We start from the raw sequence: 19,772 nt of genomic DNA, 5'->3' as shown, positions 1-19,772 counted from the left end.
TAGCGGCTTGGCGGGCCGACGAAAAGAGCCAACCTTATGCCCCGTCGCGCCGCGCCTGCGCCGCCTTGGTCAGCAGGGTCGGACGCGCCGTCGCGGGATCATCGGGCCAGCTGTGTTTGGGATAACGGCCGCGCATCTCGCGCGCCACATCGTGCCAGCTGCCGCCCCAAAAGCTGACGAGATCGCGCGTCGTCTGGATCGGGCGGTGCGCGGGCGAGGTCAGCGCCAGCACCAATGGCACCGGCGGATCGCCAATCGCCGGATGCCGCGCCAGCCCGAACAGTTCCTGCACCCGCACCGCGACCGTCGGCCCGCCGTCGGCGCCATAATCGATCGGGTGACGGCTCCCGACCGGCGTGACATAGTCGGCGGGCGCATGTTTTTCGAGCAGCTGGCGCGCCGACCAGTCGAGCAATCCCAGCAGCGCGTCGGTCAGCTTGCGGTCGCCAATGTCGCGCAGGCCGCGGCAGCCCGCAAGCAGCGGCTCCAGCCAGATTTCTAGGCTGTCGGCAAGCGCGCCGGTCGACAAGGTATCCACCCCGGCAAAGGAAGCACGCTGGCGCAGCGCCTGCGCCGCCGGTCCCCAGCCGATCAGCCCGAGCCCCTTGGTGCGCACCGCCGCCAGCCGCAGCGCGACATCGTCATCGGCATTGTCGCTGCGCCCCGCCTGCCCGCTGGTCAGCGCGATCGCGCCGAGCCGCCGTTCGCGGCGGTGATCGACGCGGTCGCTCGCGGCGTCATAGCTGCTCGTGGCATGCGCGATGATCCGACCCGCAAAGATCGCTTCGACCTCGGCCTGGTCGATCGGCGCGGCAGCGAGGATGCGGACTCCGGCAGCATGGCCCTGTGCGTCGGCGATCGCGAGCCATTCGCAACCGCTAAGCGGTTCGACCGGGTCGATGCGATAGGCGCGGCCGCCGACGCTGAGATATTCACCGCGCTGGCCCGCGCGCTGCCGCGCCACCCGGTCGGGCCAGGCGGTCGCGATCCAGCCGCCGATCGAGCGCGGCGCCTCCTCGCCCGCGTCCACCGCCAGCTTGCCACCGATCCCCGCCAGCCGCCGTGCCAGCCGGACCGCGCCTTCGCTGCGGTCGCCGCGCTGGCCGCGCCAGCGCCCAAGCCGCGCCTCGACATCGACGCCGCGCCCGCCGAGCCCCGGTTCGGTGAGCAGCACCGCGAGCCGTCCCGCCATCTCGCCCTCGCCGGCGCGCGCCGCGTCGAGCAGCATATGCGCGAGCGGCACCGGCAGCGGGATCGCGGCGAGCGCCTTGCCATGCGCGGTGATCCGGCCGTCGTCGGCCAGCGCGCCGATCGACTGCAAGCGCATTTTGGCATCGGCGATCGCGGCGGGCGACGGCGGGTCGAGCCAGCCCAATTGGCGCGGATCGATGATCCCCCAGCTCGCGCAATCGAGTACCACGGGCATCAGGTCGTTTTCGTGGATTTCGGGCGGGTCGAATGGCGGCATGCCCGTCGTCGCCGCGCCTTCCCACAGGCGGTAAGCGACCCCCGGCCCCTGCCGCGCGGCGCGGCCGGCGCGCTGGGTCGCCGATGCCTGGCTGGCGCGTTCGGTGACCAGCCGGGCAATCCCAGCCGCCTTGTCGAAGCGCGGCCGCCGCGACAGTCCGGCATCGATAACGATCCGTACCCCGTCGATGGTCAGGCTGGTTTCGGCGATGCTCGTCGCGAGGATCAGCTTGCGCCCGCCATCGGGGTCGCGGACGAGCGCCTTGCGCTGGAGCATCGGGTCGATCTGGCCGTGCAGGCGGTGAACGACGAGCGGCAGCCCCGCCGCCTCGACCGCCACCGCGGCGCGTTCGATGTCGGCGGCGCCGGGCAGGAAGGCGAGCATGTCGCCCCCCCTCTCTTCGGCGCCCTCGTCGGCCATCGCCTGCCGCACCGCGACCAATACGCTTGCTTCCAGTCGATCCTCGGCACGGCGGCCAATATGGCGGAGGTCGAGCGGAAAAATCTTGCCCTCGCTTCGCACCACCGGCGCGTTGCCGAGCAGCGCCCCGAAGCGCGCGCCGTCGAGCGTCGCCGACATGGCGATCAACCGCAGATCGTCGCGCAGCCCCTGCTGGGCATCGATTGCCAGCGCGAGCGCGAAATCGCCATCGAGGCTGCGTTCGTGCACCTCGTCGAACAACACCGCCGACACACCGGTGAGTTCGGGATCGGCGAGGATGCGGTTGCGGAACAGCCCGGGGGTCATCACCAACAGCCGCGTCGCCGCCGATTGTTTGCTGTCGAGCCGTGTCGCATAGCCGACCTTGCCGCCGACCGGCTCGCCCATCTCGTCGGCGATCCGCTCGGCCGCGGCGCGCGCCGCCAGCCGACGGGGCGACAGCAGCCAGACATCGCCGCTGCACCATGGCTGAGCGAGCAGCGCGGGCGCGACGCGCGTCGTCTTGCCCGCCCCCGGCGGCGCCACGACGACGGCATTGGGTTTGAGCACCAGCGCCGCCATGATGTCGGGCAAGACCTGATCGATCGGGAGCGGCTGCATCACGCCCGCGCCGCGGGATTGCCCAGTTCGGCGTTGAGGCGATGCGCCGCGGCGGCGAGGTGCGCGACCTGTTCGGCGATGACCTCGGTCGCTTCGGTCAGCACCAGATTGCCGAGTTCATATTTGCCGCTCGCCTTGATCCGCGGCTCGATCGCTCGCAGCCGCTTGCCGCGCCAGAAGCCGAGCAGGACGCGCTGTTCCTCAGCGCGGATCAGGATGCACGGCCCGTTCGCCATGAAAACCAGGTTGGTCCATTTGATCGTTTCGGCGAACGGCGCGGTGCTCATGATTGCCGCGCGCATCATTTCGGCACGGTCGCGCTGCCAGCCCGACAGCGCGGCGATATAGGCATCGGGAGTTTCCGCGACCGGACCCATTCCCATTGCCATCGCGCGGCTCAATAGGCGCGCGCGACGGCGAAGGCGACCGCCTCGGTCAGCGCCGCCTTCGCGTGGCTGGCGCGAAAGCCGCCGATCGCATCGACCGCGCGCTGACCATAGTGGCGCGCCCGCGCCAGCGTATCGTCGATCGTGCCATGTTGACGGAGCAGCCGGGTCGCGTGGGCGAGATCTTCGTCCGACGTGCGATGGCCAGTGATCGCGAGCTTCCAAAAGTCGCGCTCCTCGGCGCTGCCACGCGCATAGGCGAGGATCACCGGCAGCGTGACCTTGCCGTCGCGGAAATCGTCGCCGACCCCCTTGCCCATCGTTTCGGCGTCCGAGACATAGTCGATCGCATCGTCGACCAGCTGGAACGCGATGCCGAGGTTGCGGCCATAGGCGTCGAGCGCGGCTTCGGTCGCCTCGTCGCGTTCGGCGACGACCGCGGCGATCTTGCACGCCGCAGCAAACAGCTCGGCGGTTTTGGCGTTGATGATCGCGAGATACTGGTCCTCGCTCGTTTCGATCCGGCGCTGCGCCGAGAGCTGGTTAACCTCGCCCTCGGCGATCACCGCCGAGGCGCGCGACAGGATTTTGAGCACCTTCAGCGACCCGTCCTCGACCATCACCTCGAACGCGCGGCTGAACAGGAAATCGCCGACCAGCACCGACGCGCTGTTGCCCCAGATCAGGTTCGCGGTCTTGCGGCCGCGGCGCAGGTCCGATTTGTCGACGACATCGTCGTGGAGCAAGGTCGCAGTGTGGATGAATTCGACCGCCGCTGCCAGTTTGCAGTGGCGGCGGCCCGGATAGTCGAGCAGCTTGCCGCACGCGAGCGTCAGCATCGGGCGCATGCGCTTGCCGCCGCCGGCGATCAGGTGGCCGGCGAGTTCGGGGATCAGCGGCACTTCGGATTGCATGCGGTCGAGAATGACCGAATTCACCTCGTTCATATCGGCGGCGACAAGCGCCATCATCGGGTCGAGCGAGGGGGGCCGTTCGCCGTAGAGCTGGTGGATTTCGGCAGTCATGATGCGGCGAGCCTTGGCCGCGCGGCCGCGATTTTGCAACGACTTTCGGCTTGCCAGCAGGCCCTTGCCGGTGCCAAGCGTGCCCCGAACGAGAGGAGCCGCGCATGGACGACCAACTGAGCCGTTATCGCCAAAGCATCGACAATATCGACGCGGCGCTTGTCTATATGCTGGCCGAGCGGTTCAAGGTGACCAAGGCGGTCGGCGAGTTGAAAGCGCGCGACGGCCTGCCCCCCGCCGATCCGGGCCGCGAGGAGCGGCAGATCGAGCGGCTGCGGTCGCTGGCGCGCGACGCCGACCTCGACCCCGAATTCAGCGAGAAGTTCCTGCGCTTCATCATCGAGGAAGTGATCCGCCATCACCAGCAGGTGCGCGAGGCAGGCACGTGAGCGCGCCGCATCCGATCTTCGCGCGCTGGCCGGCGCAATATCCTGATCGGCTCCAGCTGTTTTCCGCGCCGACGCCGAACGGCGTCAAAGCAGCGATCATGCTCGAGGAAACGGGGCTGCCCTATGAAGCGCACCGCATCGACATCATGGCGAACGAAAGCCATGATCCGGCCTTTCTGGCGCTCAATCCAAACGGCAAGATTCCGGCGATCTATGACCCCGGCGGCCCCGGCGGCGTTCCGCTGGCGCTATGGGAATCGGGAGCGATCCTGATCTATCTTGCCGACAAGAGCGGGCAGTTGCTGCCCGCCGATCCCGGCGCGCGTTACGAAACGATCCAGTGGGTGATGTGGCAGATGGGCGGCGTCGGCCCGATGTTCGGCCAGCTCGGCTTTTTCCACAAATTTGCCGGGCGCGCATATGAGGACAAGCGCCCGCGCGACCGTTATGCGGCGGAATCGGCGCGGCTGCTTGGCGTGCTCGATGCGCGGCTGGCCGATCGGCCGTGGGTCATGGGCAGAGATTACAGCATCGCCGACATTTCGCTGCTCGGCTGGGTGCGCAACCTGATCGGCTTTTACGAAGCCGCCGAGATCGTCGGTTTCGACCGTTTCACGCAGGTCCAGCGCTGGCTCGATGCCGGGCTGGCGCGGCCGGCGGTGCAGCGCGGACTGGTGGTCACCGCGGCCTGAGCGATCACTTAAGCCAAGAACCCGGGGGGCGGCGACCCTGCCCCCCGAGCGCTTTAACGCTTAAAGGCCATCGAGCCCCTTGCTGACGAGGATATTCACCGCCACGCGGCGGTTCTGCGCCTTGCCTTCGGGGGTCATATTGTCCGCCGCCGGGTCGGCTTCGGCCATCCCGGTGGGGGTCAGCATGCGATAGGGTTTCCAGCCGCAAGCCTGCTGGAGATGATTGACGACGCGGCCGGCGCGCTTTTCGCTCAGCTCCTGGTTAAGTTCCTGGCTGCCGGTGGAATCGGTGTAGCCGACGACGAGCAGCAGGGCGTTGTCCATCCCCTCGGCCTGATTTGCAGCGGTGCACAGATCGGCCTTGGCCTGTTCGGACAGCACCGCCTTGCCGGTGTCGAAATTCACGTTGGTCGTGGCTTTGACATTATATTGGTCGATGTCGCCGACGCGGCTGCGCAGCGCCTCGGTCGCCGCGGTCTGTTCGGCAAAGCGCTGGTCGGTGCCGGTATGGATCATCGACGCGGTGCGCAGATCCTTGCTCTTCAGATCGACCTGGCTAGCGACGAGGCCGCCGTCCCATTGCAGCGTGTCGACCGTCACCGGCAGGCCGTTGAGCAGCGAATCGGCGGCCAGCTTGTTGCTGCTCAGGCCCAGGAAGCCGCCCTTCGACTTGATCTTGGTATAATCGGCGATCGCGATCGTCGTATTGTTGCCGTCGGCGGTGCGGATCCGCATCCGACCGTCGCTGCGTGCCGCGATGATGCCTTCGACCTGCGGTCCCTTGGTCATCTGGTCGGGCGACGGCAGCGTGCCATAAACGGTCGCCATGACGTCACCGTCGGCCTGCTCCTGTGCCGGTTCTTGGGCCGGTTCCTGCGACTGGGCCGCAAGGCTGACGGGCGCTGCCCCGGCCAGCATGGCGAGCAACAACAAAGTTTTTGGATTTTTCGAAATGGTACGCATGACCCTACTCCTTCAATGAGCCGCCCCCGCGTATTCCCGCCGCCCCTTCTGGCAACTCGCCGCGCGCCGCAAGACGGGACTGTCGCTTGCGCGGACAATTGGAGCGGATTGTGCGGCGAACCGATGCCGAGCGCCCCAAAATGGCGACGATTTGGGGCCTTCGCCGGGTGTGATCGAGCGATTTGGGAGGTCTGGCCGAACCGCGGCTCCTCCCCGACGCGGCTAACCGGCGGGCAGCCGCAGCCGCACCAGCAACCCACCCAGATCCTCGCTCTCTTCCAGCGCGATGCTGCCGCCATAGATTTCGGCGACGTCGCGCACGATCGCGAGGCCCAGCCCGGTTCCCGGCTTGCCGCTGTCGAGCCGCACGCCGCGGTCGAAGATGCGGGTCCGGTCGGCGGGCGAGATGCCGGGGCCGTCGTCCTCGATCAGGATTTCGGCCATCGTGCCGTCGCGCTGAATCGTTACGAAAACGCTGCCCCCGCCATATTTGGCGGCATTTTCAAGCAAATTGCCGACGAGTTCGTCGAGATCCTGGCGTTCGACGCGCGCGACCAGCTGCTTGTCGCCCGCCGCGTCGAGCCGCGCCTGCGGATAGAGCAGCGCCACCGCGCGCGTCACGCTGTCGACGCTATCGCGGACGTTGGCGCGCGCCTGCGCCGCGCCGCGGCGTCCGACTGCGCGGGCGCGCGCCAGATGATGCTCGACCTGCCGCTGCATCGTCGCCGCCTCGCGCCGCACCGTGTCGGCCAGCGGCGACGTCTGGCTGGTCGCGCTGTTGAGCAGCACGGTCAGCGGGGTCTTGAGCGCGTGCGCCAGATTGCCCGCGTGCAGCCGCGCTTCCTCGGCCTGTTTTTCGTTATGCGCGAGTAGCGCGTTCAGTTCGTCGACCATCGGCTGCACTTCCAGCGGCAGCGGCGCATCGACGCGCCGGTTCTGCCCGCCGCGCATCGCCGCGATGGCGCGGCGGATATGGCGCAGCGGCCACAGCCCGTAAAAGGTCTGGAGCGCCGCAAGGATGATGAGGCCAAGGCCAAGCAGCGCGAGGCTGGGGATCAGCGTCGCGCGCACCGCGCCGACCTGTACATCCAGGGCCTCGCGCGATTGCGCGATCTGGTACCGCCAGCTGACTTTGCTGCCCGGCAGGATGACATTGCGTTCCAGCACGCGCAGTTCCTCGTCGGGAAACTGGTTGCTGTCATAGGTGTGGATCTGGTCGTCGATATGCGGGGTCGGCGCCTTCAGCGACCGTTCCCACAGCGAACGCGAGCGATACGGCTCCTGATTGCCGCCGCTGATCTGCCAGTACAGGCCGCTATACGGTTCAAGGAACCGCTGATCGCCCAGCGGTTCGACCAGCCGCACCTCGCCGTCGGGGCCGATTTCCGATGAACGAATCATCGCGATCAGCACATATTCCAGGCTGGAATCGAAATTGCGCGTGATCGCGCCGGTCAGCACCCGGTCGAGCGCGAAGCCGCCGCCGATCAGCAGCACCGAAATCCACAGCGCCGCGATCGCGATCATGCGGCGCGCCAGCGAGCCGGTGATGCGGCTGGTCAGCGCGGCGGGTTTTTCCGCTGCATCGGGCGCCGTCGCGGTTGCCGGGGCTGGGTCCATATCGGCCATGGCCGAGCGGTTCAGCCCTGCGGATCGTCGAGCTGGTAGCCCAGACCGCGGATCGTCGTGATGATGTCGGCACCCAGTTTCTTGCGGATACGCGTCACGAACACCTCGATCGTGTTCGAATCGCGGTCAAAATCCTGATCGTAGATATGTTCGATCAACTCGGTGCGCGACACGACCTTGCCCTTGTGGTGGAGCAGGTACGACAAGAGCTTATATTCCTGCGCGGTCAGCTTCACCGGTTCGCCCGCCAGCGTGACCCGGCCCGAGCGGGTGTCGAGCCGGACATCACCCGCGATCAGCTCGCTCGACGCATTACCCGCGGCGCGGCGGATGAGCGCGCGCAGCCGCGCGATCAGTTCCTCGGTCTGAAACGGCTTGGCCAGATAATCGTCAGCGCCCGCGTCGAGCCCTGCGACCTTGTCCGACCAGCTGTCGCGTGCAGTCAGGACCAGCACCGGGAAATTGCGCTTTTCGCGGCGCCAGCGGTCGAGCACGGTCAGCCCGTCGATTTCGGGCAGCCCCAGGTCGAGGATCGCAGCGTCGTAATTTTCGGTCGAACCGAGGAAATGGCCATCCTCGCCATCGGTCGCCAAATCGACGGCATAGCCGGTCGCTTCCAGCGTCGCCTTCAGCTGCGGACCCAGCGTGGGTTCGTCTTCGACAATCAAGATCCGCATTCAGACGCCTTTCCTTGGCGAACCGGACGGGACCGGCCGCATGTTTCGACTGTGTATCAAGTCCGAACGATCATCGCAAAATCTCGTTGCGATGAATCGTTGGCGCCGGGGTTCGGCAGGCTGGAATGTCAGGGTTTGCGGCCGATGATCCGGCCGGTGCGCGCGTCGACATAGACGACGACGACCTGGCTGCCGTCCATGAACTTCAGCGCATAGATCATCCGCCCGGCGTCGAACTGCGGCCCGCCCAGATAGGTCATGCCGCTGTACGGCGCACGCGAACGGACATCGGCGATCAGCCGGTTGAGCGGCACGACCTGTCCCTGCGCCGCCGCTTCGCGCAGATTGTCCTGGTCGCGATCGCTGCGCGCAGCCGCGGGTACCCCGGCGGTGAGCAGCAGGGCAGACGTGAGGGCAAGGGTCAGGGTACGGATCATGGCCGTTTCTCTAATCCAAAGGCATTGAATAGGCGATGAATGATCGCGTCAGCCCCTGTTTCGGTTTTCACCATGGCCAAGGGGCCATGGTGGGCGCGACAGGGATTGAACCTGTGACCCCACCCGTGTGAAGGGTGTGCTCTACCGCTGAGCTACGCGCCCGTTCGGTTGCTGGCCAAAGCCCGACGTCCGAAAGCCGGACGTCCATAGCCGCTGCCACGATGATTGCAACGGGCTTTTGCATGGATTTGACGGCACCGATGCAAATCGGGCCGCGGCTTGCGCCACGGCCCGACATATTCTCACCCAAAGGGAAAGGCCATCAGTTGACGGCGTCCTTGAGGGCCTTGCCGGCCTTGAACTTGGGCTGGTTCGACGCCGCGATGGTCATCGTTTCGCCGGTGCGCGGGTTGCGACCGGTCGACGCCTTGCGCTTGCTGACCGCGAACGTGCCGAAACCAACGAGACGGACTTCGCCGCCCTTCTTGAGCGAACCGGTGATTGCTTCGAAAACGGCTTCAACCGCTTTGCTGGCATCGCCCTTGGTCAGGCCGCTCGAGTCTGCGACGGCGGCGATCAGGTCTTGCTTGTTCATGCCTAAGGAACCCCTGCTTATGGTTGGTTGAATGATTCATGGCCGTGCCATGGCGCGTCACTAACGCCGTTTCGCCCTGCCTTGTCAAAGCAAAAAAGGGCGAAAACCGCCGCTAAACGACGTTTTTGCGACGAAAAGCAGGCGTGCCAGACCCGAAACGACCGGGCTCAGTGACGAATCGTCGTTTCGGGGTCCGCACCGGGCGCCAGCGGCGGCGAAGCGGCGAGTTCGTCGGCTTCGGTCCACTCGATCGGCACGACCGGAGCGACCAGTGCCTCGGCAAGCACCTGATCGACATGGCTGACCGGAATGATCTTGAGCCCGCCGGTGATATTCGCCGGGATTTCGACCAAATCCTTTTCATTTTCTTCCGGAATCAGCACCGTCGTGATGCCGCCGCGCAGCGCCGCGAGCAGCTTTTCCTTGAGCCCGCCGATGGCGAGCACGCGGCCGCGCAGCGTGACTTCGCCGGTCATCGCGACATCGCGGCGCACCGCAATCCCGGTCAGGGTCGAAATCATCGCGGTGACCATGCCGACGCCCGCCGACGGGCCGTCCTTTGGCACCGCACCCTCGGGCAGGTGGATATGGATGTCCTTGCGTGCGAACAGGCTGGGCTTGATGCCATAGCTTGGCGCGCGCGCTTTCACGAACGACAGCGCCGCCTGGACGGATTCGGTCATCACCTCGCCGAGCTTGCCGGTGGTGCGCACCTGGCCCTTGCCCGACGCGGTCACCGCCTCGATCGTCAGCAATTCGCCGCCGACCTCGGTCCACGCCAGGCCCGTGACGGCGCCGATCTGATCCTCCAGATCGCCCATGCCGTGACGATATTTGCGCACACCCGAAAAATCGCTGAGATTTTCGGGCGTGATCGTCACGCTTTCGGCCTTGCCTTCGAGGATGCGACGCAGCGCCTTGCGCGCAAGGCGCGCAATTTCACGTTCGAGGGTGCGGACGCCAGCCTCACGCGTGTAATAGCGGATCAGGTCGCGCAGCGCCTCGTCGGTCAGCGTGAATTCGCCGTCCTTCAGCCCATGCGCCTCGATCTGCTTGGCGATCAGGTGCAATTTGGCGATTTCGACCTTCTCATCCTCGGTATAGCCTTCGAGCCGGATGATTTCCATGCGGTCGAGCAGCGCCTGCGGCAGGTTGAGCGAGTTGGCGGTGGTGACGAACATGATGTCCGACAGGTCGACATCGACCTCCAGATAATGGTCCTGGAACTTGCCGTTCTGTTCGGGGTCGAGCACTTCGAGCAGCGCCGAGGCCGGATCGCCGCGGAAATCCTGACCGAGCTTGTCGATCTCGTCGAGCAGGAACAGCGGGTTCATCGTGCCGGCCTTTTTGAGGTTCGTCACGATCTTGCCCGGCAGCGAGCCGATGTACGTACGGCGGTGGCCGCGGATTTCGGCCTCGTCGCGCACGCCGCCCAGCGACTGGCGAATGAACTCGCGCCCGGTCGCCTTGGCGATCGACTTGCCGAGGCTGGTCTTGCCGACGCCCGGAGGGCCGACGAGGCAGAGGATCGGGCCCTTCAGCTTATTGGTGCGCGCCTGCACCGCCAGATATTCGACGATCCGGTCCTTGACCTTTTCGAGCGCATAATGGTCGTCATCGAGGACCTCCTGCGCCTTCGCGATATCCTTCTTGAGCTTCGACTTCTTGCCCCACGGCAGGCCGATCAGCGTGTCGAGATAGTTGCGGACAACGGTCGCCTCGGCCGACATCGGCGCCATCGCGCGCAGCTTTTTCATTTCAGCCTGCGCCTTGGCCTTGGCTTCCTTCGACATTTTGAGGCTGTCGATCTTGAGCTGCAGCTCGGCGAGGTCGTCGCCGCCCTCGCCATTGTCGTTGCCAAGCTCGCGCTGGATCGCCTTCAACTGTTCGTTGAGATAATATTCGCGCTGGCTCTTTTCCATCTGGCGCTTCACGCGGCCGCGGATCTTCTTTTCGACCTGCAGCACGCCAAGCTCGCCCTCCATGAAAGCGAAGACCATTTCGAGCCGCTTCGACGGCGCATCTTCGACGAGCAAAGCCTGCTTGTCCGAGACCTTGATGTTGAGGTTGCCGGCAACCGAATCGGCGAGGCGCGAGGCGTCCTCGATCTGCGACAACTGCACCGCGGTTTCGGCAGGCATCTTCTTGTTGAGCTTGGCGTAATTTTCGAACTGGTCGACGACCGAGCGCATCAGCGCGGCGGTGTCGACGCTGTCGTCGATCGTGTCGCCGACCGGCTTCACGCTCGCCATCACGGCCTTGTCTTCGTTGGTGAGCGCGAGCAGCTTCGCGCGTTCCTTGCCCTCGACGAGCACGCGGACGGTGCCGTCGGGCAGCTTCAGCAGCTGGAGCACGGTGGCGATCACGCCGACGTCGTACAGATCGTCGCGCTGCGGGTCGTCCTCGCCCGGATCGAGCTGCGCGACGAGGAAGATTTCCTTGTCGGATTCCATCGCGGTCTCGAGCGCGGCGACCGAACGGTCGCGGCCGACGAACAGCGGCACGATCATGTGCGGGAAAACGACGATGTCACGCAGCGGCAGCAGAGGAAAAGATTGCGTCATTACGGCTCCTGGGCGAGCGTCACGACCGGACGCACCGCCCTTCTTATAGGGTGTTCATCGCTAATATGGCGTAACTTGGTACGCATTCAATGTCGCTGCGCTGAACAGCGGGGGCAAAACCGCCTCAAAAGGGCAGCTTGAAGCCCGGCGGCAGGGGCAATCCGCTCGTCATCTTGCCCATTTCTTCGTTGCTGGCGCGGTCGGCCTTTTCGCGCGCGTCGTTGAACGCGGCGGCGAGCAGGTCTTCGAGCATCTGCTTTTCGGCGGGGACGATCAGGCTGTCGTCGATATTGATCGCCTTGATCCGCCCCTTCGCGCTGGCCAATATGCGCACCAGCCCGCCGCCCGACACGCCCTCGACCTCGACGCTGTCAAGCTTCGCCTGCGCCTCCTGCATCTGCGCCTGCACCGTGGCGGCGGCTTCTTGCGCCGCCTTCATCATCTCTTCGATCGATTTCATGGGTTGGACTTATGGCGATTGTCGGCGGGGTCTTCAAGGCTGGCGTCGGGAAAAGCCGCGAGCGCCGCTTTCACCACCGGCAGTTCGCGGATCCGCGCGTCATTGTCGGCCGCGGTGGCGGCGCGCACCTCGCCGAGGCTCGGTCGCGCCTCGCCCTCGCCGGTGCGGACATACCAGCGGCTGCCGGTCGCAGCGAACAAGGCGTCGCCAAGGTCGCGCGGAAAGGCCTCCGACAGCGCCGGGGTCGGGGCAAAGACCAGCTGTCCCGGTTCGAGGGTGATGACCCGCAGATGATCGTGAACCTCGACCGCCAGCCGGTGATGCCCGCTGCTTTCGAGCAATTGGTGGATCTGCGCGATCGTCAGCGACGCCGCCGGAACCTCGGCGGCGGGCGGTGCCGCTGCGACCGGCGCCGCTACGGCAGTCTCCTGCCCCGCCGCGGGCGGTACCGCGAGCGGCATCGTCGGCAGCCGTCCCGATTCGAGCAGTTTGGCGAGTTCGCCGGGGTCGGGCATCGCGGCGGCATAGATCACGCGCAGCAACAGCATTTCCAGATGCTCGAGCGGATTGTTCGCGCGCAGCACCTCGTCATGCCCCTTGAGCAGCAATTGCCACAGCCGATTCAGCGGCGCGAAGCCCAGCTTTTGGGCCCAGTCGCCAATGCGTTCGCGGTCGGCCTCGGCCAGCGCGGGGTCGTCATGCCGCGCCACCTTGGCGAGCGTCACCGCATGGGCCAGGTCCATCAACCCGCGCACCATCGCGACGGGCTCGATCCCGAGCGCATATTGCGCGCGCGCCAGATCGATCGCCGCGCCAGCATCGCCGCTCAGGATCGCTCCCATCAACTGCGTGATCGCCGAGCGGTCGGACAGCCCGAGCATGATCCGCACCTGGTCGGCGCTCACCCGGCCCCCGCCATCGAGGTCGGCGTGCGCGATCGCCTGGTCCAGGATCGACAGGCCGTCGCGCACCGATCCTTCGGCGGCATTGGCGATCAGCCAGATTGCCGGCGCCTCGGCCTCGACGCCTTCCTTTTGCAGGATCGCGCTGAAATGCGCGAACAGCATGTCGGGGGTGATGCGGCGCAGATCGAACCGCTGGCAGCGCGACAGCACCGTCACCGGCACCTTGTTGACCTCGGTCGTCGCGAACAGGAATTTGACGTGCGGCGGCGGCTCTTCGAGCGTTTTCAGAAGCGCATTGAAGGCGTTACGCGACAACATATGCACTTCGTCGATGATGTAGATCTTGTAGCGCGCCGACACCGCGGCATAGCGCACCGCCTCGATAATCTCGCGCACATCGTCGACGCCGGTGTTCGACGCGGCGTCCATTTCGATGACGTCGATGTGGCGCCCTTCGGTGATCGCACGGCAGGGTTCGCACACACCGCACGGATCGATCGTCGGCCCGCCCTGCCCGTCGGGTCCGATGCAGTTTAATGCCTTCGCGATCAAGCGCGCGGTCGAGGTCTTGCCGACCCCGCGCACGCCGGTCATCAGAAAGGCATGCGCCAGCCGGTCGCGCGCAATCGCATTGCCCAGCGTGCGCACCATCGCATCCTGGCCGATCAGTTCGGCAAAGGTTTGCGGGCGATATTTGCGGGCAAGTACGCGGTACGGGCCGACGGACGCCTGCGGCTTCACCTCGGGCAGGTCCATTCCCAGCATCGGGGGTTCGTCGTCGGCGGAATCGCTCATGGCATCGTCTTAGCCACGACCCGTCGAAAGACGAAGAGCTTAATCCAGCCCGACGCCCAATCGCGCCGCTTCCGCCGCCCAGACCGCGCTGAGGCGCTTCGACCGCTCGGTTCGTTGCAACAGATCGCTCGTCAGCAAGGCGGCGGTTTCGGCATAAGCTGCGCATATCTGGCGAGCATCATTAGATTTCCGGGCATCCTCGAGCTGCGGTATCGATATGATCAGCCCCAGCACCGCGGCGAGCGGGTCTGCCGGCGCGTCTTCGCGGCTCGCATCTTCCGCCGCAAACTGCAGTTCGTCGAGCTGCGCGGCATCGGCCTTGCCCGACTTTTCAAGGCGCCAGCGGAACCATCGTGCCAGCCGGTCCCAATAGGCGCGCTGGTCGGTCACCTGATCGACATAGGGGTCGGCGCCGCCGTTGAACACGGCCGTTGTCAGATCCCGTGTCGCGGCGTCCTTGCACTGGTCGGCGGTAATCGGCGTCGCCGTTATGGGCGACGGCGGTACGGGGCGCTGCGCCCCATCGGGCAGAACGCCTTCCGCTTCGCGTCGATCGAGCGCCAGCAAGTCCGCCCGCGCGCAAGCCAGCGTCAGCCGCCCACCACGCCAGCTCAGGCCCGCGTAGAGCAGCCCCGGCGCTCCGTCGCCGTCGATCGTCCTGCTGTAGAGACGGCTGGCGTCGGCAATTTCAGGGGCAGAGGGTGCGGGCTCGCGAGGCGCATCGCGGGCAATGGTCCAACCGGCCTTTTCGAGCGCCGATGCCACGCCCGCCTCGGCGGCAAGTCCGGCTTCCGCTTCAGCGATCTTGGCACGAAATTCGACCAGCATGACCGCATCGGACCAGCTCGTCGTAACGAGATTTGCGCCCGTGAAAGGGGCATATACGCGATCGAGCGTCACCCCCGCCGGACCTGGCCGCGCTTCGGCCCTTGGCGCGCCGAACCGGAATGGTCCCGCCTGTTCCCATCCGCACAGTCCGGGCAATGCCGATCCCGCAACGACGGGTTCGGCCGCGGCCGCCGACCCCGACGCCACCGTCAGCACCGCCGCTGCAACAAATCCCCACCGACGCATATCATCCCCCACCAAGTCCGACACGGAGTTGGCGGGCCATATGGGTCAAAGCAAGGCCCGTGATGTACCGGTCGGCTGGCGATGATTTTTGGGAGGGTGGAAGCCGGAACGACCCGCGGCGAATTCGTTGCGGCTGCTTCCTTCCGGACCTGACCGGGTTGGCGAAGACCACGTCCGCCCGACTTCCGCAGCGCATATGGCGGGGGATGGAGTGAAATGCAAGTTGTCATCCGAAAGCTCTCGCGTAGCTCAGCGCGGCCCCTGCATGTTGTGGCTTTCGCCCGGGATGTGCACGGTCAGGCCGTCCAGCGCCTCGGTGAGCAAAATCTGGCACGCGAGGCGGCTGGTGCGGCGCACGCCGGCGGCGAGGTCGAGCATATCCTCTTCCATCTCGCTTGCCGGCGGCAGGCGGTCGAAGTCCTCTTTCGCGACGATGACGTGGCAGGTCGAACAGGCCATCTGGCCTTCGCACGTTCCCTCCAGCGGCATCAGATGCGCCTGCGCGACGTCGAGCAGGATCGAGCCCGGTTCGGCGTCGGCATCGGTGCGGCCTTTGCCATCGGCGTGAATGAAGGTGACGCGCATCAATTGATCCCCTGTAACCGGGCCGCGGCCTTGATCGCGGTCAGCCCGTCGCGCAATTGCCCTTCGCTGGTGTAGCGGCCCCAGCCGAGGCGGATCGAGGCGCGGGCATCGGCTTCGCTGACGCCCATCGCGCGCAGTACATGGCTGACCTTGCCCGAGCCGCTGCCGCACGCGCTGCCGAGCGAAAAGGCGATGTCGCGCGCGTCGGACATCAGGCGAAGGCCGTTCACGCCCTCGCGGCGGATGTTGAGGTTGCCGTGATACCGCGCGCCCTCCGCGCCATTGAGCGTCCATTCGGGCAGCATGTCGCGGGCGAGCGACCAGAGGCGCTCGACGTGCTCGGCATCCTTGTCGAACCGCTCAGCCGCAAGCGCCGCGGCGGCACCAAACCCGGCGCACAGCGCGGGCGAGACGGTGCCCGAGCGCATCCCCTGCTCCTGCGCGCCGCCGAACATCAGCGGCGGCAGGTCGATGCCGTCCTTTACCCACAGCGCACCGATGCCCTTGGGACCGTGAATCTTGTGCGCCGAAATGGCGATCAGGTCGGCATCTTCCGGGATTGCGACGCGGCCATAGCCCTGCACCGCGTCGCAGAGCAGCAGGCTGTTCTTCGCATGCGCGGCGGCGGCGAAATCGGCGACCGGCTGGATCGTTCCGACCTCGTTGTTGACCAGCATCGCCGCGACGATGCCGCCTTCGGGGATCAGAGCGGGGTCGGGTGGCAACGCGACGCCATCGGCGTTCACCGGCAGGATCGTGGCGTGCAACCGTTCGAGGCATTGCAGCGACGCGGCATGTTCGATGCTCAGTCCCGCAACGCCGCCCGGCATCACCTCGGCGCCGCGCAGCAGCGCCCAATTGAGCGCCTCGGTCGCGCCCGAAGTGAAGAAGGTGCGTCCACCCTTCGGCAACAGCGCCGCGACCTGGTCGCGGGCAACCTCAACCGCGGCCGCCGCAGCGCGCCCGGCCTTGTGCGTGCTTGACGGGTTGGCAAAGCCCCCAAGGTCATTGGCGCCTTCCCCCTGCCCCGCCAGCCAGCGCAGCATCGCTTCGCGCGCCTCGGGAGCGAGCGGCGTTGTCGCTTGATAGTCGAGGTAGATCATGGGCGGCATCTGCCCCCTTATCCCGTTCGTGTCGAGCGAAGTCGAGACACGTTGGGTCGCGCACGTCTTCACGTGTCTCGACTTCGCTCGACACGAACGGACGAGAGGCAGCCTTTAGAACAAGTCTTATTGCGAACGATTCGCAAAAGTTGCAACATGCAACGCAATTTCTATATAGGCGCCATCTTCGCTTCGCCACCCCGCCAGCCCGGCGATTCGGCGGCCAGCCATAAAAGATAAGAGGTGCTCCCATGCCCGACGTGATTTTCCCCGGCCCTGAGGGCCGTATCGAAGGCCGCTTCTCGCCGCCGCCGCGCCCGCGCGCGCCGGTTGCGCTGATCCTGCACCCGCACCCGCAGGGCGGTGGCACGATGAACGACCGCATCACCCAGGCGATGTACAAAAGCTTTGTCGCGCGCGGCTTCGCCGTGCTCCGCTTCAACTTCCGCGGCGTCGGCCGCAGCCAGGGGACGTTCGACAATGGCATCGGCGAGCTCTCCGATGCCGCGTCGGCGCTCGACTGGGTCCAGTCGATCCATCCCGAGGCGCAGACGACGTGGATCGCAGGTTTCAGCTTCGGAGCGTGGATCGGCATGCAATTGCTGATGCGCCGCCCCGAAATCCGCGGCTTCCTGTCGGTCGCGCCGCCGGCGAACATGTACGACTTCAGCTTCCTCGCCCCCTGCCCCTCGTCGGGCATCATCGTCGCGGGCGGGCAGGACGAGATCGTGCCGCCGGTCGCGGTGCAAAAGCTGGTCGACAAGCTGCGCACCCAAAAGGGTATCACGATCCATCACGACGAAATCCCGCGCGCCAACCATTTCTTCGAGCATGAGCTCGACCAGTTGATGAAGTCGCTCGATAACTATCTGGATATGCGGCTCGCGCCCGATTCGCCGATCCGATGATATTGCCTGTAGCCCCCGCAAAAGCGGGGGCGACAAGAGCTATTTCACCGGCACCAGCCACACCGCCACATTGGCGAACATCACCAGCGCCGCGACCAGCATCAGCAGCGCGCGACGCTTGTCGCCGTTACGAAACACATAAGCAGCGCCGCCGGTCAGAACGACCCCGGTGAGCATCAGCACGGATATGACAGTGTCGGACATGCCGCGGCTTTATCGGCCGCGTCACAAATTTGCCACCTCGCTTATGGCCAATCCGCGCGGCTTCGCCTAAAGCGCGCTCATCGATTCCCTTGACCCAAGCGGGAGCCGCGCCGATGCGCATCGCGATTGCCTCTGACCATGCCGCTTACGAACTGAAGGCGCTGCTCGCCGACTGGCTGCGTGCCGAAGGTCATGCGGTCGAGGATCTGGGCACCAACGGGCCCGACAGCGTCGATTACCCCGATTATGGCTATGCGCTGGGCGAAGCGATGGCCGCGGGCCGCGCCGAGCGCGGCGTCGCGCTGTGCGGATCGGGGATCGGCATCTCGATCTCGGTCAACCGCAACCCCGCCGCGCGCTGCGCGCTGGTGTCCGAACCGCTGTCGGCCAAGCTGGCGCGCGAGCATAATGACGCCAATGTCATCGCGATGGGCGCGCGGCTGACCGGCATCGACATGGCCAAGGCGTGCCTCGCCGCCTTCCTGGCCACCGACTTCGCCGGCGATCGCCACGCGCGCCGCGTCGATAAACTATCGAATCCGCCTCAACTGGAGACCAGCCGATGACGACCAACACGCTCGACAAGCCCATCAAATCGGCCGGCTATTTCACCGACGGCGTCGGCACTGTGGACCCCGCGGTCGCCGCGGCGATGAAGCATGAGCTCGAACGCGAACAATATCAGATCGAACTGATCGCAAGCGAAAACATCGTCTCGAAAGCCGTGCTGGAAGCGCAGGGCAGCGTGTTCACCAACAAATATGCCGAGGGTTACCCCGGCCGCCGCTATTATCAGGGCTGCGCGCCGTCGGACGAGGTCGAAACGCTCGCCATCGACCGCGCCAAAAAGCTGTTCGATTGCGGCTTTGCCAATGTCCAGCCGCATTCGGGCGCGCAGGCGAACGGCGCGGTGATGCTGGCGCTGACCAAGCCCGGCGCGACGATCCTGGGGATGAGCCTCGACGCTGGCGGTCACCTGACCCATGGCGCGCCGCCTGCGATGTCGGGCAAATGGTTCAACGCGGTGCAATATGGCGTCCGCGCCGACGACCATCTGGTCGATTTCGACCAGGTCGAGGCGCTGGCCAAGGAACATCGCCCGGCGCTCATCATCGCGGGTGGCTCGGCCTATCCGCGCACCCTCGACTTCGCGCGCTTCCGCGCCATCGCCGACGATGTCGGCGCGCTGCTGATGGTCGACATGGCGCATTTCGCGGGCCTCGTCGCCGGCGGCGCGCATCCCTCGCCGATGGAGCATGCGCATGTCGTCACCACCACGACGCACAAGACGCTGCGCGGCCCGCGCGGCGGCATGATCCTGACCAATGACGAAGCGATCGCCAAGCGGATCAATTCGGCGGTGTTCCCCGGCCTGCAGGGCGGCCCGCTGATGCACGTCATCGCCGCGAAAGCGGTGGCGTTCGGCGAAGCGCTGCGCCCCGATTTCAAGGATTATGCCAAAGCCACCGTCGCCAACGCGCAGGCGCTGGCGGCGCGGCTGAAGGCGCGCGGCGCCGACATCGTCGCGGGCGGCACCGACACCCATCTGGCGCTCGTCGACCTCCGCCCGCTGGGCATTACCGGCCGCGATGCCGACGAGGCGCTGGAGCGCAGCGCGATCACCTGCAACAAGAATGGCGTGCCTTTCGATCCGCTGCCGCCGGTCAAGACCAGCGGCATCCGCGTCGGATCGCCCGCCGGCACGACGCGCGGCTTCGGCATCGCCGAGTTCGAGGAAATCGGCGACATGGTCGCCGACGTGCTCGAAGCGCTGCGCGACAAGGGCGAGCACGGCGATGCCGACGTCGAGGCCGATGTGCGCGGCCGCGTCCGCGCGCTGTGCGAACGCTTTCCGATCTATCAGGGCTGACG

The 19,772-nt window shown here is 66.2% G+C and carries 20 protein-coding genes, 1 tRNA gene and 1 other RNA gene; 5 read left to right on the top strand and 17 right to left on the bottom strand.

Annotation, left to right across the window (positions count from 1 at the left end):
* Positions 1-34: 34 nt before the first annotated feature.
* Genes hrpB through ACTIFP_RS07970 form a run of 3 tightly spaced genes read right to left on the bottom strand, consistent with a single transcriptional unit; the run spans position 35 to position 3,920 of the window.
* Complete coding sequence (gene hrpB, locus ACTIFP_RS07980; RefSeq protein WP_439568233.1) at positions 35-2,509, bottom strand: ATP-dependent helicase HrpB; 2,475 nt, start codon at positions 2,507-2,509, stop codon at positions 35-37.
* Positions 2,509-2,898, bottom strand: coding sequence for a DUF1801 domain-containing protein (locus ACTIFP_RS07975; RefSeq protein WP_439568171.1), 390 nt, complete (start codon positions 2,896-2,898; stop codon positions 2,509-2,511). Before ACTIFP_RS07975 ends, hrpB begins: the two co-directional genes overlap by 1 nt.
* Positions 2,899-2,906: 8 nt before the next feature.
* Positions 2,907-3,920: a polyprenyl synthetase family protein gene (locus tag ACTIFP_RS07970; protein WP_439568170.1), complete on the bottom strand. Its 1,014-nt coding sequence runs from the start codon at positions 3,918-3,920 to the stop codon at positions 2,907-2,909.
* A 104-nt stretch (positions 3,921-4,024) separates the two neighbouring features.
* Between ACTIFP_RS07970 and ACTIFP_RS07965 the strand changes: the two genes are divergently transcribed.
* Positions 4,025-4,309 carry a chorismate mutase gene (locus tag ACTIFP_RS07965; RefSeq protein WP_439568169.1) on the top strand — a complete coding sequence of 95 codons (285 nt, stop codon included), beginning with the start codon at positions 4,025-4,027 and terminating at the stop codon, positions 4,307-4,309.
* Positions 4,306-5,001, top strand: a complete 696-nt coding sequence (locus ACTIFP_RS07960) for a glutathione S-transferase N-terminal domain-containing protein (RefSeq protein ID WP_439568168.1) — start codon at positions 4,306-4,308, stop codon at positions 4,999-5,001. The genes ACTIFP_RS07965 and ACTIFP_RS07960 overlap by 4 nt, the downstream gene beginning before the upstream one ends.
* 60 nt (positions 5,002-5,061) lie before the next feature.
* Here ACTIFP_RS07960 and ACTIFP_RS07955 read toward each other — a convergent pair whose 3' ends face one another.
* The 13 genes from ACTIFP_RS07955 to ACTIFP_RS07895 all read right to left on the bottom strand — a co-directional run bounded on the left by ACTIFP_RS07955 (position 5,062) and on the right by ACTIFP_RS07895 (position 16,788).
* Positions 5,062-5,964 carry an OmpA family protein gene (locus ACTIFP_RS07955; protein ID WP_439568167.1) on the bottom strand — a complete coding sequence of 301 codons (903 nt, stop codon included), beginning with the start codon at positions 5,962-5,964 and terminating at the stop codon, positions 5,062-5,064.
* 222 nt (positions 5,965-6,186) lie between these two features.
* Positions 6,187-7,491, bottom strand: a complete 1,305-nt coding sequence (locus tag ACTIFP_RS07950; protein ID WP_439568232.1) for a sensor histidine kinase — start codon at positions 7,489-7,491, stop codon at positions 6,187-6,189.
* A gap of 113 nt (positions 7,492-7,604) precedes the next feature.
* Entirely contained in the window at positions 7,605-8,270 is a 666-nt protein-coding gene (locus ACTIFP_RS07945; protein ID WP_439568166.1) for a response regulator transcription factor, read from the bottom strand.
* Between the two features lie 128 nt (positions 8,271-8,398).
* Positions 8,399-8,707, bottom strand: coding sequence for a PepSY domain-containing protein (locus ACTIFP_RS07940; protein WP_439568165.1), 309 nt, complete (start codon positions 8,705-8,707; stop codon positions 8,399-8,401).
* 87 nt (positions 8,708-8,794) lie between these two features.
* A tRNA-Val gene (locus ACTIFP_RS07935) sits at positions 8,795-8,869 on the bottom strand.
* A gap of 160 nt (positions 8,870-9,029) precedes the next feature.
* A complete protein-coding gene (locus tag ACTIFP_RS07930) occupies positions 9,030-9,302 on the bottom strand; it encodes an HU family DNA-binding protein (protein WP_088441614.1) in 273 nt (90 codons plus the stop codon).
* A 167-nt stretch (positions 9,303-9,469) separates the two neighbouring features.
* Positions 9,470-11,866 carry an endopeptidase La gene (gene lon / locus ACTIFP_RS07925; protein ID WP_439568164.1) on the bottom strand — a complete coding sequence of 799 codons (2,397 nt, stop codon included), beginning with the start codon at positions 11,864-11,866 and terminating at the stop codon, positions 9,470-9,472.
* A 124-nt stretch (positions 11,867-11,990) separates the two neighbouring features.
* A complete protein-coding gene (locus tag ACTIFP_RS07920) occupies positions 11,991-12,326 on the bottom strand; it encodes a YbaB/EbfC family nucleoid-associated protein (RefSeq protein WP_439568163.1) in 336 nt (111 codons plus the stop codon).
* The gene (locus ACTIFP_RS07915; protein ID WP_439568162.1) at positions 12,323-14,026 is read right to left on the bottom strand and encodes a DNA polymerase III subunit gamma/tau; all 1,704 of its coding nucleotides are present in this window, start codon (positions 14,024-14,026) and stop codon (positions 12,323-12,325) included. The genes ACTIFP_RS07920 and ACTIFP_RS07915 overlap by 4 nt, the downstream gene beginning before the upstream one ends.
* A 39-nt stretch (positions 14,027-14,065) precedes the next feature.
* Entirely contained in the window at positions 14,066-15,100 is a 1,035-nt protein-coding gene (locus ACTIFP_RS07910; RefSeq protein ID WP_439568161.1) for a hypothetical protein, read from the bottom strand.
* A 92-nt stretch (positions 15,101-15,192) separates the two neighbouring features.
* Positions 15,193-15,290, bottom strand: an RNA gene (ffs, locus tag ACTIFP_RS07905) — signal recognition particle sRNA small type.
* A 59-nt stretch (positions 15,291-15,349) separates the two neighbouring features.
* Positions 15,350-15,688: a 2Fe-2S iron-sulfur cluster-binding protein gene (locus ACTIFP_RS07900; RefSeq protein ID WP_439568160.1), complete on the bottom strand. Its 339-nt coding sequence runs from the start codon at positions 15,686-15,688 to the stop codon at positions 15,350-15,352.
* On the bottom strand, positions 15,685-16,788 hold the full coding sequence (locus ACTIFP_RS07895) for a cysteine desulfurase family protein (RefSeq protein WP_439568159.1): 1,104 nt from the start codon (positions 16,786-16,788) through the stop codon (positions 15,685-15,687). Before ACTIFP_RS07895 ends, ACTIFP_RS07900 begins: the two co-directional genes overlap by 4 nt.
* 251 nt (positions 16,789-17,039) lie before the next feature.
* On the opposite strand from ACTIFP_RS07895, the gene ACTIFP_RS07890 reads away from it, so the two are divergent.
* A complete protein-coding gene (locus ACTIFP_RS07890) occupies positions 17,040-17,696 on the top strand; it encodes an alpha/beta hydrolase (RefSeq protein WP_137753710.1) in 657 nt (218 codons plus the stop codon).
* A 39-nt stretch (positions 17,697-17,735) separates the two neighbouring features.
* On the opposite strand, the gene ACTIFP_RS07885 is transcribed toward ACTIFP_RS07890, so the two are convergent.
* Positions 17,736-17,900 (bottom strand): hypothetical protein, encoded by a 165-nt coding sequence (locus ACTIFP_RS07885; protein WP_439568158.1) that lies wholly within the window; start codon positions 17,898-17,900, stop codon positions 17,736-17,738.
* A gap of 113 nt (positions 17,901-18,013) precedes the next feature.
* Between ACTIFP_RS07885 and rpiB the strand changes: the two genes are divergently transcribed.
* A complete protein-coding gene (gene rpiB / locus ACTIFP_RS07880; RefSeq protein ID WP_439568157.1) occupies positions 18,014-18,466 on the top strand; it encodes a ribose 5-phosphate isomerase B in 453 nt (150 codons plus the stop codon).
* On the top strand, positions 18,463-19,770 hold the full coding sequence (gene glyA, locus ACTIFP_RS07875) for a serine hydroxymethyltransferase (protein WP_439568156.1): 1,308 nt from the start codon (positions 18,463-18,465) through the stop codon (positions 19,768-19,770). Before rpiB ends, glyA begins: the two co-directional genes overlap by 4 nt.
* The last annotated feature ends 2 nt before the right edge of the window (positions 19,771-19,772 follow it).

The sequence above is a fragment of the Sphingopyxis sp. genome (assembly GCF_051861155.1).
Classification (GTDB): domain Bacteria; phylum Pseudomonadota; class Alphaproteobacteria; order Sphingomonadales; family Sphingomonadaceae; genus Sphingopyxis.
Note: the sequence above shows the minus strand (reverse complement) of the source record. Positions and strands in the feature narration are given on the sequence as shown.

Bases quoted from the DNA above. Each gene is read 5' to 3' on its own strand.
- hrpB (WP_439568233.1), bottom strand. From the start codon at position 2,509: ATGCAGCCGCTCCCGATCGATCAGGTCTTGCCCGACATCATGGCGGCG.
- ACTIFP_RS07975 (WP_439568171.1), bottom strand. From the start codon at position 2,898: ATGGCAATGGGAATGGGTCCGGTCGCGGAAACTCCCGATGCCTATATC.
- ACTIFP_RS07970 (WP_439568170.1), bottom strand. From the start codon at position 3,920: ATGACTGCCGAAATCCACCAGCTCTACGGCGAACGGCCCCCCTCGCTC.
- ACTIFP_RS07965 (WP_439568169.1), top strand. From the start codon at position 4,025: ATGGACGACCAACTGAGCCGTTATCGCCAAAGCATCGACAATATCGAC.
- ACTIFP_RS07955 (WP_439568167.1), bottom strand. From the start codon at position 5,964: ATGCGTACCATTTCGAAAAATCCAAAAACTTTGTTGTTGCTCGCCATG.
- ACTIFP_RS07950 (WP_439568232.1), bottom strand. From the start codon at position 7,491: ATGATCGCGATCGCGGCGCTGTGGATTTCGGTGCTGCTGATCGGCGGC.
- ACTIFP_RS07945 (WP_439568166.1), bottom strand. From the start codon at position 8,270: ATGCGGATCTTGATTGTCGAAGACGAACCCACGCTGGGTCCGCAGCTG.
- ACTIFP_RS07940 (WP_439568165.1), bottom strand. From the start codon at position 8,707: ATGATCCGTACCCTGACCCTTGCCCTCACGTCTGCCCTGCTGCTCACC.
- ACTIFP_RS07930 (WP_088441614.1), bottom strand. From the start codon at position 9,302: ATGAACAAGCAAGACCTGATCGCCGCCGTCGCAGACTCGAGCGGCCTG.
- lon (WP_439568164.1), bottom strand. From the start codon at position 11,866: ATGACGCAATCTTTTCCTCTGCTGCCGCTGCGTGACATCGTCGTTTTC.
- ACTIFP_RS07920 (WP_439568163.1), bottom strand. From the start codon at position 12,326: ATGAAATCGATCGAAGAGATGATGAAGGCGGCGCAAGAAGCCGCCGCC.
- ACTIFP_RS07915 (WP_439568162.1), bottom strand. From the start codon at position 14,026: ATGAGCGATTCCGCCGACGACGAACCCCCGATGCTGGGAATGGACCTG.
- ACTIFP_RS07910 (WP_439568161.1), bottom strand. From the start codon at position 15,100: ATGCGTCGGTGGGGATTTGTTGCAGCGGCGGTGCTGACGGTGGCGTCG.
- ACTIFP_RS07895 (WP_439568159.1), bottom strand. From the start codon at position 16,788: ATGATCTACCTCGACTATCAAGCGACAACGCCGCTCGCTCCCGAGGCG.
- ACTIFP_RS07890 (WP_137753710.1), top strand. From the start codon at position 17,040: ATGCCCGACGTGATTTTCCCCGGCCCTGAGGGCCGTATCGAAGGCCGC.
- ACTIFP_RS07885 (WP_439568158.1), bottom strand. From the start codon at position 17,900: ATGTCCGACACTGTCATATCCGTGCTGATGCTCACCGGGGTCGTTCTG.
- rpiB (WP_439568157.1), top strand. From the start codon at position 18,014: ATGCGCATCGCGATTGCCTCTGACCATGCCGCTTACGAACTGAAGGCG.
- glyA (WP_439568156.1), top strand. From the start codon at position 18,463: ATGACGACCAACACGCTCGACAAGCCCATCAAATCGGCCGGCTATTTC.